General features: G+C 61.7%; 12 protein-coding genes. 8 read left to right on the top strand and 4 right to left on the bottom strand.

What is annotated here, in order from left to right; genetic code table 11:
- Positions 1-113: 113 nt before the first annotated feature.
- A complete protein-coding gene (locus NKH06_RS08810; RefSeq protein ID WP_127294331.1) occupies positions 114-1,019 on the top strand; it encodes a LysR family transcriptional regulator in 906 nt (301 codons plus the stop codon).
- On the opposite strand, the gene NKH06_RS08805 is transcribed toward NKH06_RS08810, so the two are convergent.
- Complete coding sequence (locus tag NKH06_RS08805; protein WP_352892768.1) at positions 1,016-1,150, bottom strand: hypothetical protein; 135 nt, start codon at positions 1,148-1,150, stop codon at positions 1,016-1,018. The two genes, NKH06_RS08810 and NKH06_RS08805, sit on opposite strands and share 4 nt — an antisense overlap.
- Positions 1,151-1,470: 320 nt before the next feature.
- Here NKH06_RS08805 and NKH06_RS08800 point away from each other — a divergent pair, with 320 nt between their 5' ends.
- Complete coding sequence (locus tag NKH06_RS08800) at positions 1,471-2,967, top strand: aldehyde dehydrogenase family protein (RefSeq protein WP_352892765.1); 1,497 nt, start codon at positions 1,471-1,473, stop codon at positions 2,965-2,967.
- Between the two features lie 403 nt (positions 2,968-3,370).
- On the opposite strand, the gene NKH06_RS08795 is transcribed toward NKH06_RS08800, so the two are convergent.
- Genes NKH06_RS08795 through NKH06_RS08785 form a run of 3 tightly spaced genes read right to left on the bottom strand, consistent with a single transcriptional unit; the run spans position 3,371 to position 6,930 of the window.
- Positions 3,371-4,195: an alpha/beta hydrolase gene (locus NKH06_RS08795; protein ID WP_352676104.1), complete on the bottom strand. Its 825-nt coding sequence runs from the start codon at positions 4,193-4,195 to the stop codon at positions 3,371-3,373.
- 10 nt (positions 4,196-4,205) lie between these two features.
- Complete coding sequence (locus tag NKH06_RS08790; RefSeq protein ID WP_352892763.1) at positions 4,206-5,687, bottom strand: NAD-dependent succinate-semialdehyde dehydrogenase; 1,482 nt, start codon at positions 5,685-5,687, stop codon at positions 4,206-4,208.
- A 16-nt stretch (positions 5,688-5,703) separates the two neighbouring features.
- Entirely contained in the window at positions 5,704-6,930 is a 1,227-nt protein-coding gene (locus NKH06_RS08785) for an iron-containing alcohol dehydrogenase (RefSeq protein WP_352553534.1), read from the bottom strand.
- A gap of 177 nt (positions 6,931-7,107) precedes the next feature.
- On the opposite strand from NKH06_RS08785, the gene NKH06_RS08780 reads away from it, so the two are divergent.
- The 6 genes from NKH06_RS08780 to NKH06_RS08755 all read left to right on the top strand — a co-directional run bounded on the left by NKH06_RS08780 (position 7,108) and on the right by NKH06_RS08755 (position 12,390).
- On the top strand, positions 7,108-7,809 hold the full coding sequence (locus NKH06_RS08780) for a GntR family transcriptional regulator (protein ID WP_352553532.1): 702 nt from the start codon (positions 7,108-7,110) through the stop codon (positions 7,807-7,809).
- An 11-nt stretch (positions 7,810-7,820) separates the two neighbouring features.
- Positions 7,821-9,413 (top strand): sugar ABC transporter ATP-binding protein, encoded by a 1,593-nt coding sequence (locus NKH06_RS08775; RefSeq protein ID WP_352676080.1) that lies wholly within the window; start codon positions 7,821-7,823, stop codon positions 9,411-9,413.
- Positions 9,410-10,399 (top strand): ABC transporter permease, encoded by a 990-nt coding sequence (locus NKH06_RS08770; RefSeq protein ID WP_352774907.1) that lies wholly within the window; start codon positions 9,410-9,412, stop codon positions 10,397-10,399. The genes NKH06_RS08775 and NKH06_RS08770 overlap by 4 nt, the downstream gene beginning before the upstream one ends.
- A 54-nt stretch (positions 10,400-10,453) precedes the next feature.
- Positions 10,454-11,404 carry a substrate-binding domain-containing protein gene (locus NKH06_RS08765; RefSeq protein ID WP_023808960.1) on the top strand — a complete coding sequence of 317 codons (951 nt, stop codon included), beginning with the start codon at positions 10,454-10,456 and terminating at the stop codon, positions 11,402-11,404.
- A gap of 72 nt (positions 11,405-11,476) precedes the next feature.
- The gene (locus NKH06_RS08760) at positions 11,477-12,070 is read left to right on the top strand and encodes a DJ-1/PfpI family protein (protein WP_013533129.1); all 594 of its coding nucleotides are present in this window, start codon (positions 11,477-11,479) and stop codon (positions 12,068-12,070) included.
- 113 nt (positions 12,071-12,183) lie between these two features.
- Positions 12,184-12,390, top strand: coding sequence for a hypothetical protein (locus tag NKH06_RS08755; protein ID WP_352676084.1), 207 nt, complete (start codon positions 12,184-12,186; stop codon positions 12,388-12,390).
- Positions 12,391-12,692: the final 302 nt, after the last annotated feature.

Below are 12,692 nucleotides of genomic sequence, written 5' to 3'. Positions count from 1 at the left end.
GCCGTCTTTGCGGCGTTGCAGCATTTTTTGCGCATGCGAAGGCGTTTGTGAAATAGTAGTTTATTGATTGTCATATCAAAAAAACAGATAATGGTTCTGGGCCGGAGCGCACCATGACCATCACCTTGAAACAGCTTGATTATTTTATCGCGACCGCCGAGAGCGGACAGGTCAGTCATGCTGCAGTGGAACTCAACATCTCGCAATCGGCGGTCACTGCGGCGATAAAAACGCTTGAGGCTGACCTGGGCGTACGGCTTTTGGAGCGTAACCACGCTGGCGTAAGATTGACGATGGAGGGCGCGCGGTTTCTTGAACATGCGCGGGTTATCACCGGGGCCGTCGCTGCCGCCGTCCGAAGCCCGTTGCGCGATAGGAAAGGTCTGGCGGGCAAGCTGCGGCTGGGCATGACCTACACGGTCGTCGGCTACTACATGTCGCGCCACTACGCCCGGTTTCGAAAGACCTATCCCGAGATCGAGGTCGAGGTGCTGGAACTGCCCCGAGACGCTCTCGAAAGCGGGTTGATGTGCGGGGACATCGACATGGCCGTGATGCTGGTGTCGAACCTGGAGCACACCAAGGAGTTGGCGCAGGAGGTCTTGATGCGGTCGAACCGCCGGCTCTGGCTTTCGGCTGATCATCACCTGCTCGCGCGACAGGAAATCAGCCTCACCGATGTGGCGGCGGAAGATTATGTCATGCTGACGGTTGACGAGGCACGCACGACCGCCGCCCGTTACTGGGATGCCGCGGGGCTTTCGCTCCGCGCCGTCCTTACCACCAGTTCGGTCGAGGCCGTGCGGTCGCTCGTGGCTGCCGGCATGGGGGTCACTGTCCTGTCCGACATGGTTTACCGCCCCTGGTCCTTGGAGGGGCAGCGCATCGAAGTGCGCGGGCTTGTCGAGCCCATCCCCACTATGGATGTCGGCCTGGCCTGGTCGCGTGACAGATCAATCGAACCGGCAGCGGCGGCCTTCCGGGCCTTCATGTCCGTGACGATGGGCGGCGGCGGCTAACCGCCTGCCGTCAGGCGGGCGCTATGGCTCAGGCTCGGAATGGTGGCGACGACGCGGATGCCGAACGGTGCGAGTTCCACGGCCATGGCCCGGGTGGCGGCAATCGCCCAGCCCTTGAAGCATTGCACCAAGTCAAATTCGGGCGAGGCGAGACGCCGCCGTTGGCGATCCGGTCGAACATCTCTTCGTCCATCGTCTCGAGCGCCAGGGGCGGCTGGGCCACGCCGGCATTGTTGACCAGTATGTCGAGACCGCCAAAGGCCGAGCGGGCCAGGTCTGCCGCCGATGGCGACCTTGCCAGCAAGTCTCATATCTGTTCCTCCATTGCCGGCACCATCGGGGAAGTCGCGTACATTGCACAGTCCGATTATCTGAACGCCCTTTTAGCTTTCTTGTTTGAGGTCGACCGGCGTGGGAGGCATAGTCGCCACGGAATTGTGAGGAGGAAGGGATGACGCTGAATTTCGACCCGCGGGCGAAGGCCACGGCGCTCTACCACGGCGAATTCCGGCCGATGTTCGTCGGCGGCAAGTGGGTTCCGGCACGGTCCGGCCAGGAGATGCAGGCGCTCAACCCGGCGACTGGCGAAGTGCTGGCCACCGTGCCGCGTGGCTCGGCGGCCGACGTCGATGCGGCGGTGGCCGCTGCGCGCACGGCTTTCGAAGGGCCATGGTCAAAATTTTCGCCCTATGAGCGGCAGTGCGTGCTTCTGCGCATCGCCGATCTCTTCGAGACCCATTGGGAAGAGCTCAGCGTTTCGGACACTCTCGACATGGGACTGCCGATCACGCGCACGCTCGCCAACCGGCGGCGCGTCATCGGCATGCTGCGCTTCTATGCGGGCATGGCGACCGCGCTGCATGGCGAATCCATAGACAATTCGATCCCTGGCGAGATCGTCAGCTTCACAAGGCGCGAGCCGGTGGGCGTTGTCGGCGCGATCATCCCCTGGAACGCTCCGACCGCCGCTTCGATCTGGAAGATCGCGCCGGCGCTCGCCACCGGCTGCACCATCGTGCTGAAGCCCTCGGAGGATGCCTCGTTGACGCCGTTGCTGATCGCCAGGCTGATGCAGGAAGCCGGCGTTCCCGACGGCGTCGTCAACGTCGTCACCGGCACCGGGGCGGAGGCCGGTGCGTGGCTCGCTAAACATCCCGACGTCAACAAGATCGTCTTCACCGGCTCGACGCTGACCGGCCAGGCCATCGCGCGGGCGGGCGTGATCAACCTCAAGCGCGTTTCCCTGGAACTCGGCGGCAAATCGCCGATCATCGTCTGCCGTGATGCCGACATCGACAAGGCGGTTCCTGTCGCCGCGATGGCGGTGTTCGTGCATTCGGGCCAGATCTGCATCGCCGGATCGCGGCTGTTCGTGGCGCGCGAGATCCATGACGAATTCGTGCGCCGGGTAGCCGAGTTTGCCGGCAGGCTTCGCATCGGCCATGGCATCGAGGCGGAAACCGAAATCGGCCCGCTCATCAATGCCAGGCAGGCCGGCAAGGTGGTGGGCTATATCAAGGCCGGCCGCGACGAAGGCGCGGAACTGATAGCGGGCGGCTCGCGACTGACCGGCGAGATCTACGACGGCGGCAATTTCATCGCGCCGACTGTCTTCGGCGCGGTGTCGGACAAGATGACCATCGCGCGTGAAGAAATCTTCGGTCCGGTGATTTCGGCGATGCCGTTCGACACGCTCGACGAAGCCGTTGCGCGGGCCAATGCGACGCCCTACGGCCTGGCCGCCGGCATTTTCACCAGTCATCTGGGCACCGCCCACAAGCTCGCCCGCCGCATCAAGGCCGGCTCGGTGTGGGTCAACATGTACCACGCCATCGACCCGGCGGTGCCGTTCGGCGGCATGAAGATGTCCGGCTACGGCCGCGAGGGCGGCATCGAACATCTGAATGAATATCTGGAGACCAAGTCGATCTGGATCCAGACCGACTGAGCGTGCGCTGATATTCAGGTGAGGCCGGCCTGCGAATGACGGCGTCCCGCACCATTCTCGGCGCTCGTGCAAGGTGCCTGTCCGAAGGCGCGATGCTCAGTTTGCCAGTTCGCAAATTGGTGCGGATGAGGTTCATCAGCTGTTCGGAGAAGGACTGGTGCACATAGCCCCGCGGTGATGATGCCGACGGAGCGGTGGGCGTCGCGATGGTCGATCGGCACCACTCGCATGCAGTGTGGAGAAAGACGATGAGGAATCGTCGGTTGTGTCCTCTGCCGGATTTCACCTGCCGCAAAGCTCAGCCCGATGCCGGTAGCTGCCGCGATCCCGTGACGGTACTTTCTTGAGTGACGGGAGTGTCTGGCCCGGCAGTCAAGCGGCTCTACTTTCCCCAGCTTCCGTCCTATAGGCCGTTTCCCTCGATCATCGCCATCAGGCAATCGCCAGATTGTGTGCCGCTGATGCCCAGATCACGCACGCTGTTCATGTGGTTTCGGTCATTCAGGCGGAGGTCGCAGACAAGTTGCCCCTGCGCGCGTAAGCGCTTTCCGAAGTCGGCGGCCTGCTGGTGAAAAGGTGACGTTTCCTGATCTCCGACGAGAATGGTCGCTGCCGTCTCCGGGTCATGCCACCGCGTCATCGGGGTGAAGGCAGTTGCCTCCTCATCGGTGATTCCGATTAGCGGCTGGAGGAAGGACGTCTGAAGGGGCTTGAGGTCGTAAAGGCCGCCTAGCAGCAGCGCCGCACGTATGCGCGATGGCATTGGCGTCTTTTCGAACAGGAATGTGGCCAGGTGCGCGCCCGCCGAATGACCACTTACGCTTAGCCGGGCAGGGTCACCGCCATGGGCGGCTATATTGTCCAGCACCCATTGTTTGGCACGCCGGATCTGGTCGACGATTGCCGCCATCCTGACTTCAGGCATCAGCGCATAGTCGACGATGACCGCGATCGCCCCAGCTTTGGTGACTGTGTTCGCTACATAAGAATAGTCGCTTCTGGAGAACATGCGCCAGTAGCCACCATGGATGAAGATGTGCACGGGAAGATCCCTGCGCTCGCCGGGCGGAAAGAACAGGTCCAACCTTTCGGCCTCGCCCTCGCCATAGGCGATATCAGCCGACATCGGCAGGTTCGCCCGGGTTTCCGCGCTGCGAGTCACTATGTCGGCCACGATATAGTCAAAATCGGCCACATGGTCGCGGGTGCGGAAAGGGTCTTTTGACATGACTGCCGGTTCAGAAGGTGACGGCAATATATTTAGCCTCCATGAACTCGGCGATGCCGTGGTGCTGGCCGCCTTCGCGGCCAAGGCCACTCTGCTTGACGCCTCCGAATGGTGCGGCCGGATCCGACATCAGTCCCCGGTTGAGACCGATCATGCCGGCCTCGATCTCCGACGCCACCCGCATGCCGCGTCCAATATCGCGTGTGTATATATAAGCGGCCAGACCATATTCCGTGTTGTTAGCATGTGCGATCGCCTCGGCCTCGGTGTCGAAGCGTGTGATGGGTGCCACCGGGCCGAAAATCTCCTCGTGCGCCATCTCCGCATCGGGCGGCACATCGGACAGCACTGTGGGCGGATAGAAGAATCCTTCTTCCTCCGAAATCGCCCCGCCGCAAAGCACCTTGGCTCCCCGGCCCACGGCGTCCTTGACCAAGCGGTCGATCTTGTCGACAGCCTTTCTGGTGATCATCGGCCCGCATTCTGTGTCTGCATTCGGGCCTGCTCCCACCTTAAGTGCCGCCATGCGCTTGCGGAGCCCGTCGGCAAAAGCATCATAGATTCCCGATTGCACATAGAGGCGATTGGCGGCGGTGCAGGCCTCGCCGGCGTTGCGCATCTTGGCGATCATCGCGCCGTCGAGGGCGGCGTCGAGATCGGCATCGTCGAAGACGACAAACGGGGCATTGCCGCCGAGTTCCATCGAACAGGAAATGACATGCTTTGAAGCCTCGCCGAGCAAGGTTCGGCCGACACCCGTCGACCCCGTGAAGGACAGTTTCCTGACGCGTGGATCGGCGAGCATGGCGGAAGTCAGCGGCCCGGGACTGGTCGTGGTCAGCACGTTGACGACGCCGGCAGGCACGCCGGCTTCGCTGTAGAGTGCCGCCAGCGCATAGGCCGTCAGCGGTGTTTCACTGGCCGGCTTCAGGACGACAGTGCAGCCTGCCGCCAGCGCCGGCGCGATCTTGCGGGTCGCCATCGCGGCCGGAAAATTCCACGGTGTGATCAGCACGCAGATTCCGATCGGCTCATAATCGACCACGATCCGGTTGGTGCCGGATGGCGCAGTGCCGAATTCACCGGTAATCCGGACCGCCTCTTCGGCATTCCAGCGGAAGAACTCGGCGGCGTACGCCACTTCGCCGCGCGCGTCGCGCAACGCCTTGCCATTCTCCAGCGAGATCAGCATGGCGAGCGTTTCGGAGCGTTCGACCATGAGCTCAAAACAGCGCCGAAGGATTTCCGAGCGTTTGCGCGGCGCCGTCTCCCGCCATCCCTTAGCTGCTTTGGCCGCGGCCTCGACGGCGGCGGTGGCGTCCTCGACTGTCGCATCGGGAACCGCCGCGATCACCGCCCCGGAGGAGGGATCGACGACATCGATGAGCCGACCGTCGGAGGACGGTCGCCAAGTGCCGTCGATGTAGAGTCCGTGCGAAAAACCGCGCACGTCATAGCCATCCTGGTCGAGCTGCTGAGCGTTCAAATTCATCGCTTTGTTCCGTTCTTCACATAACGCAGGCGGCGATGTCGCCGTCATGGGCAGCCTGGACGAGGCGTCGCATCGTGCCGAGATCGAAGGCACGCGGATTGTTCTTGATCAGGCGGTCGATGCCGAGCGCTTGCTCAGCGGTCCAGTCAAGCTTGTCGGCGGGGAGGCCTAGATCCGCCAGTGTTGGCGTAATGCCGATCGCCGCGAACAATCGCCTGATCTCCTCGATTGTGGCGGCTGCCATCTGGGCGGTGGTTCTCGCCTTCGTTTCCAAGCCAAGTGCCGCGCCGATCTCTGCCATCTCGTCAGCGGCGACGCGGCTGTTATAGGTCATTACGTAAGGCATCATTGTCGCCACGCCCAAACCATGGGCGGTGTGGGTGAGGGCGCCTGCCGGATATTGCACGGCATGCGCCGCCGCCGTTCCGGCGGTGCCGAATGCGCAGCCCGCTGCCAGAGCGCCCATCATGACATCGGCACGCGCGTCGACATCGGTGCCGTCGCTGCAGGCTTTCTCCAGACTCCGGCCAAGCAGTTTTATCGCGAGCAACGCGAAATGGTCGGTCAGGGCAGTCTTGCCGATGAAGACATGCTGTTGCGGCAGATTGGGGTCTTCACCGCGCCGCATGGCGGTGAAGGCCTCGATCGCATGGGTCAAAGCGTCAGCGCCAGCGATCGCGGTCAGGCCAGGGGGGCAGGTCATTGTCAGTTCGGGGTCGCACAGGGCGACTGCAGCGATAAGGTGAGGGCTCGATATGCCGACCTTGAGCGTCCGGTCCGGGTCGGAAATCACCGCGACCGGCGTCACCTCGGAGCCGGTGCCGGCCGTGGTGGGTACGGCGATCAGCGGCAGTGTCGGACCCGGCACCTTGAACTCCCCGTAATAGTCCTGGAGCTTGCCGCCATGGCTGAGAAGCAGCGTGGCGCATTTGGCGAAATCGAGACAGCTGCCGCCGCCGATGCCGATCACCATGTCCGGCCTGAACCCCTTGGCTTCCTCGACACAGATGCCGACCGTGTCGCGTGGCACGTCGGGCAGAACGCGGTCATGCACAAGGACTTCGATCGAGGCTGATTGAAGGGACTTGATGATGTCGACGAATACCGTTGTGCCCGCGAAACGCTCATCGGTGCAGACCAGCGCACGTTGGCCGAACCGGGCGGCGACCGTCGGCAGCACATGGCGCTGCCCTTTCCCGAACAGGATTTCACGCGGCAACCGCAGGGCGGCGAAGAGGGTCATGATCGGTCCTTTGACGGCGGCTGACTGGAAACGGAGGCATTGAACTGGGCTTGGGATCGGACGGTCTAAGCGCGTGTCTCTCGCCCCTAAAACATATCCACTTTAAAATCGTATAGGATATAGGATTGCATCGACGGAACCATCGTGTTAGCAGTCCTGACTGTCAAGAGGCAAAATATGCACACCGCAAACTTAGCCGACCCAAGCGACGCCACCATTGGAGTTGGTCGCATCCAGCGCGCCAACAGTCTCGTCGAAGATGTCTATGAAGCCATCTTCGCGCAGTTGATGGCGCTGAAAATCCCGCCAGGCTCACGTATTACAGTCGATAGCCTGGTCAAGGAATTCAACGTCTCGCACACGCCGATCCGCGAAGCCCTTGGCCGGCTCGAAGGCGAAGGCCTCGTCCTCAAGACGCATTTGATCGGTTATCGTGCTGCACCCCAGATCACCCGGCGCCGTTTCGACGAATTGTACGAAATGCGTCTGCTGCTCGAACCGCATGGCGCCGCAAAGGCCGCCGTAATGATGGACGAGGCCAAGTTCAATGTGTTGCTCGAAGCCGCCGGCGTGATGTCACGCCGCGACGGCAAGGATGATCGCGTACGCTATTCGAACTTCGCCAGGCAGGATGCGATCTTCCACGACAAGATCTTGGAGTTTTCTCAAAACGAACTCATCCGAGAGACGTTGGGCCACCAGCACACGCACTTCCACATCTTCCGCCTGATGTTTCATGCACGTGTGACCGAGGAGGCACTTGACGAACATGAGGCGATTCTTGCCGCGTTCGGCTCTGCCGATCCCGATGCCGCCGCAAAGGCGATGCGCATCCATATAGAGCACTCGCGCGATCGCCTGCTCCCGGCATTCGATTGAGGTCGGAACGGATGTCCATTGCCGCTAATATCGCCGGGGAGGGCGGGAGCACGTTGTCCAGCAATGCGCATGGTTCGCTCGAACCGGTGCTGCGCGCCCAGCAATTGTCCAAGCAATACGGCCCGGTGACGGTGTTGTCGGACGTCACTTTGGACATCCTGCCCGGTGAGGTCCACGCCATCATTGGCGAGAACGGTGCCGGCAAGTCGACGTTGATGCGGCTGCTGTCCGGCTATGTCGAGCCAAGCCATGGCACATTGTCGATGAACGGACACGCGGTGAAATTTGCCAAGCCCAGCCAGGCACAGGATGCCGGTATCGCCTTGGTCCATCAGGAGATCCTGCTCGCCGAGGGGCTCACGGTCACCGATAATCTGTTTCTCGGGCGAGAGCTTTCGCGCGGCCATGTCGTGGATGACCGCACCATGCGCCGGCTGGCGGCCGACAAACTGGCGCAGATCGGCTGCGCGGTCTCGCCAAGGGCACTGGTGCGAGACGTCTCGCTGGCAGACCGGCAGATGGTGCAGATCGCTCGTGCTCTGCTTGGCGACTATAAATTGGTTATCTTCGACGAGCCGACCGCCGTTCTGACCGGTGGCGAGGTCGAGCGCCTTCTGGAGATCGTCCTGCGACTGAAGGCTCACGGCACCGCCGTGCTGTATATCAGCCACCGGTTGGACGAGGTGCAACGGGTCGCCGACAAAGTGACCGTTCTGCGCGACGGCAAGATGGTCGGCACCTATCCCGGCAAGACGCTGAGCCAGATGGATATGGCGCGGATGATGGTCGGTCGCGAACTGGCCGCACTCTATCCTGAAAGGACCTCAGCGCCTTCGGATGTACCGATGCTGAGCGTGAGGAACGCCTCCGTTCCCGGCTATGCGGAGGACGTGTCGTTCACGGTCCACAAAGGCGAGATCCTCGGGTTCGCCGGCATGGTCGGCGCAGGTCGAACCGAACTCTTCGAGGGCATTATCGGCCTGCGCCCGGCGGCCGCCAAGGTCGAACTTGAGGGCAAGTCGATCCATTTCCAATCGCCGCGCGCGGCGATCGACGCCGGCGTCGGTTACCTGACCGAGGATCGCAAGGGCAAGGGACTGCTGCTGCAGGAGCGCCTGGCGCCTAACCTGACGCTGTCGGCGCTCGGTGTGTTCCATCGGGGCCTCTCGATGGGTCGGCGCCGCGAAGCGGAGGCCTTGGAACAGGCCGTGGAGGCATATGACATCAGGCTGAAGAGTCTCGGCGCCAAAGCGGGCCAGCTTTCCGGGGGCAATCAGCAGAAGCTGCTGCTGGCGAAGGTGCTGCTGACCGATCCTTCGGTGGTCATTATCGACGAGCCCACGCGTGGCATCGACATCGCCAACAAGGCGCAGATCTATGCCTTCATCCAGGAGCTTGTGGCCAAGGGCAAGGCCTGCATCGTCATCTCTTCGGAGATGCAGGAACTGATCGGCATCTGCGACCGCATCCTGGTGATGCGCGAAGGCCGCATCACCGGCGAGGTCAGCGGCGCCGAAATGACCGAAAGCAACGTGGCGGTACTGGCGACCAGTGGCCCCAAGCCAGGGCCAAAAGCCAAGGGAGGCACAGAATGGCTGTCATGACCGAATCCGCACCCAGGCGTCGCCCCCTGGATCTCAATGTCAGTTGGACCGACATCGGACCCTTCCTTGCGCTGGCGGCCCTCCTGATCGTGGGTTACCTCATCAACCCCGATTTCCTGTCCGCGACCAATCTCGCCAACGTCATCACCCGCAGCGCCTTCATCGCCATTATCGCGGTCGGCGCGACATTTGTGATCTCGTCCGGCGGGCTCGATCTTTCCGTCGGCTCGATGGCCGCCTTCATCACCGGCATCACCATCATGTTCATGAACACGGTGGCGCCGCATGCCGGTATCTGGGCTATTCCCGCCGGCATGGCGGTGGCGATCCTGGTCGGCCTGCTGTGCGGGCTTGCCAACGGCCTCATCGTCACGGTCGGCAGGATCGAACCATTTATCGCCACGCTGGGCACGATGGGGATTTTCCGGGCGCTGATAACCTATCTGACCGACGGCGGCACGATACCGATCGACCGGTCGCTGCGCGAGGCCTACCGGCCTGTCTATTTCGGCACGGTTGCCGGCATCCCGGTTCCAATCCTCATATCCGTCGCCGTCGCCGCGGTCGCATCCTTCATCCTGTACAAAATGAAATACGGCCGTAAATGCGCGGCGGTCGGCGCCAATGAGGATGTCGCCCGCTATTCCGGCATCTCGGTGATCAGGACACGGACCGTCGCCTATATCGTCCAGGGTGTCTGCGTGGCCATTGCCGCGATCTGCTACGTGCCGCGCCTGGGCGCCGCGACGCCGACGACCGGACAGCTTTGGGAACTGCAGGTCATCACAGCCGTGGTGATTGGCGGCACCGCGCTGCGCGGCGGCAAGGGCCATGTGTGGGGGACGGTCGCCGGAGCCGTCATCCTGGAGCTCATCGCCAACCTCATGGTGCTGTCGGACTTCGTCTCCGAATACCTCGTTGCCGCTGTTCAGGGCGTCATCATCATCATCGCCATGCTCATCCAGCGGTTTTCGAATTCGAAATAGCGCCGCGTCCGGACCACGCGGATCAACGTTCTTATAGGTCCAAGGGAGAAGACAATGTTCAGTAGAAAATGGATTGCGGCGGCGACACTTGGCGCGCTGCTGCTGGCCGGCCAGGCCATGGCGCAAGACAAGAAGGTCATCGCGGTGTCGATACCGGCAGCCGACCACGGTTGGACGGCGGGCATCGTCTATCACGCACAAGCAGCGGCCAAGGAAATCAACGCCGCGTTCCCGAACGTCGAAGTGGTCGTGAAGACGTCGCCGTCCGCGGCGGAGCAGGTCAGCGCGCTTGAGGACCTGTCGGCCAGCCGCAAGCTGGATGCTTTGGTGATCCTGCCTTACAGCTCGGAAGAGCTGACTCAGCCGGTCAAGGCTATCAAGGACATGGGCACGTTCATCACCGTCGTCGATCGCGGTCTGACTGACGCCTCCGTCCAGGATCTTTACCTCGCCGGCGACAATATCGCGGTTGGCACCAACACAGCCAAGTTCATGATCGATAAGCTCGGCGGCAAGGGCGACGTCGTTGTGCTGCGCGGCATTCCGACCGTCATCGACGACGAGCGCATCAAGGGCTTCCAGGACACGATCAAGGGTACGAACCTGAAAGTTCTCGACATCCAGTACGCGCATTGGAACAGCGACGAGGCCTTCAAGCTGATGCAGGACTATTTGGCCAAGTACCCGCATATCGATGCGGTCTGGGCCAATGACGACGACATGCTGCTTGGCGTGCTCGAAGCGGTCAAGCAATCGGGCCGGACCGATATCAAGCTGGCGCTCGGTGGCAACGGCATGAAGGACATCGTCAAGAAGGTGATCGACGGCGACGCCATGACGCCGGTCGAGACGCCATATCCACCGTCGATGATCAAGACCGCGATCTACATGACCGTCGCCAACCTGATCGGCCAGGCACCCGTCCGTGGCACCGTCAAGCTCGACGCGCCGTTGATCACCCAAGCCAACGCCAAGGAATACTATTTCCCCGACTCGCCATTCTAACCCTATCCGATTTCACCGAAAGGCAGGGCGCGGTCCGCGCACTGCCTAGCTCAAACACTGAGAGGAAGAGCCATGCCAGGCAAGAAGATACTGATGCTGACCGGTGAGTTCACCGAAGAATACGAAATCTTTGTCTATCAGCAAGCCATGGAAGCCGTCGGTCACACCATCCACGTGGTATGCCCGGACAAGAACGCCGGAGATCTGATCAAGACCTCGCTGCACGACTTCGAGGGCGACCAGACCTACACCGAAAAGCTCGGCCACTATGCTCTGATCAACAAGACTTTCTCGGAAGCCGAGAGGCAGCTCGATCAATATCATGCCGTCTACTGCGCGGGCGGCCGCGGCCCGGAATACATCCGCACCGACAAGCGCGTGCAGGCGATCGTGCGCCATTTCCACGAGGCCAAGAAGCCGATCTTCACCATCTGCCACGGTGTGCAGATCCTGATCGCTGTTGACGGCGTGGTGCGTGGCAAGAAGGTCGCAGCACTCGGCGCCTGCGAGCCTGAGGTGACACTGGCGGGTGGCACCTATATCGACCTGTCGCCGACCGAGGCCTATGTGGACGGGACAATGGTTTCTGCCAAAGGCTGGACGGCGCTTGCTGCGTTCATCCGCGAATGTTTGAAGGTGCTGGGGACGGAAATCCGCCACGCATAAGCTTCTGGAACCGACGCATTTCGCCAAGGGATGCGTCGGTTGCTTTCAACAGCGCCTCCATATCCATAAATTCGGTCGGGATCGCGGCTCCCGAGCACAACGATATAGGCGAGATGCTCAAGGATCGCCGCCTGGTTACGCCGCTTTTCATCCTTCTTGTTTCACTGATCGCGGCAGTGCTGTTCGACATGCTGGCGCGCGGCGTTGTTTCAGCGTCCGGATTAGAGGTCGTGTCGTCGACCGTGCGGCCCGTCGTCGCCCCGAGGCCATCACGCTCGGTACGAGGACGCGATGAACAAGTTCTCGTAAAACCTTTCTGACGGTCGTTCGATCGGCGCCCACGCAGTGAGGCGCTCCGGGCTTGCTCGTTCAGATTTCAAGTTGCTGGCCCAAGTCAACAGCTGCAACGGCGCGACGCCGCCAATAAATCGGGGTGCGCTTGAGTTTAGGCCGCGCCAGTGAATCTGGGCATCGCGGATAACCCAATAATCTCCTGGCGTCCGGGTTGGTCATCGGCCTGACGAAAAGAACGGCGTCTAGAGCGATTCCTATTTTGAGAGAATCGTAGGATTCCCAAAGCCGGATGTTTGTGATTCAAGATGCTGGCTGGATTGGAGGCCAG

It is taken from the genome of Mesorhizobium sp. M1342 (assembly GCF_040317955.1).
GTDB lineage: Bacteria > Pseudomonadota > Alphaproteobacteria > Rhizobiales > Rhizobiaceae > Mesorhizobium.
This window is presented reverse-complemented; position numbering and strand designations above follow the sequence as displayed.

What these genes read in the sequence shown, in the direction of transcription:
- NKH06_RS08790 (WP_352892763.1), bottom strand. Translation starts at nt 5,687, where the DNA reads ATGAATTTGAACGCTCAGCAGCTCGACCAGGATGGCTATGACGTGCGC.
- NKH06_RS08810 (WP_127294331.1), top strand. Translation starts at nt 114, where the DNA reads ATGACCATCACCTTGAAACAGCTTGATTATTTTATCGCGACCGCCGAG.
- NKH06_RS08775 (WP_352676080.1), top strand. Translation starts at nt 7,821, where the DNA reads ATGTCCATTGCCGCTAATATCGCCGGGGAGGGCGGGAGCACGTTGTCC.
- NKH06_RS08795 (WP_352676104.1), bottom strand. Translation starts at nt 4,195, where the DNA reads ATGTCAAAAGACCCTTTCCGCACCCGCGACCATGTGGCCGATTTTGAC.
- NKH06_RS08770 (WP_352774907.1), top strand. Translation starts at nt 9,410, where the DNA reads ATGACCGAATCCGCACCCAGGCGTCGCCCCCTGGATCTCAATGTCAGT.
- NKH06_RS08755 (WP_352676084.1), top strand. Translation starts at nt 12,184, where the DNA reads ATGCTCAAGGATCGCCGCCTGGTTACGCCGCTTTTCATCCTTCTTGTT.
- NKH06_RS08760 (WP_013533129.1), top strand. Translation starts at nt 11,477, where the DNA reads ATGCCAGGCAAGAAGATACTGATGCTGACCGGTGAGTTCACCGAAGAA.
- NKH06_RS08785 (WP_352553534.1), bottom strand. Translation starts at nt 6,930, where the DNA reads ATGACCCTCTTCGCCGCCCTGCGGTTGCCGCGTGAAATCCTGTTCGGG.
- NKH06_RS08780 (WP_352553532.1), top strand. Translation starts at nt 7,108, where the DNA reads ATGCACACCGCAAACTTAGCCGACCCAAGCGACGCCACCATTGGAGTT.
- NKH06_RS08765 (WP_023808960.1), top strand. Translation starts at nt 10,454, where the DNA reads ATGTTCAGTAGAAAATGGATTGCGGCGGCGACACTTGGCGCGCTGCTG.
- NKH06_RS08800 (WP_352892765.1), top strand. Translation starts at nt 1,471, where the DNA reads ATGACGCTGAATTTCGACCCGCGGGCGAAGGCCACGGCGCTCTACCAC.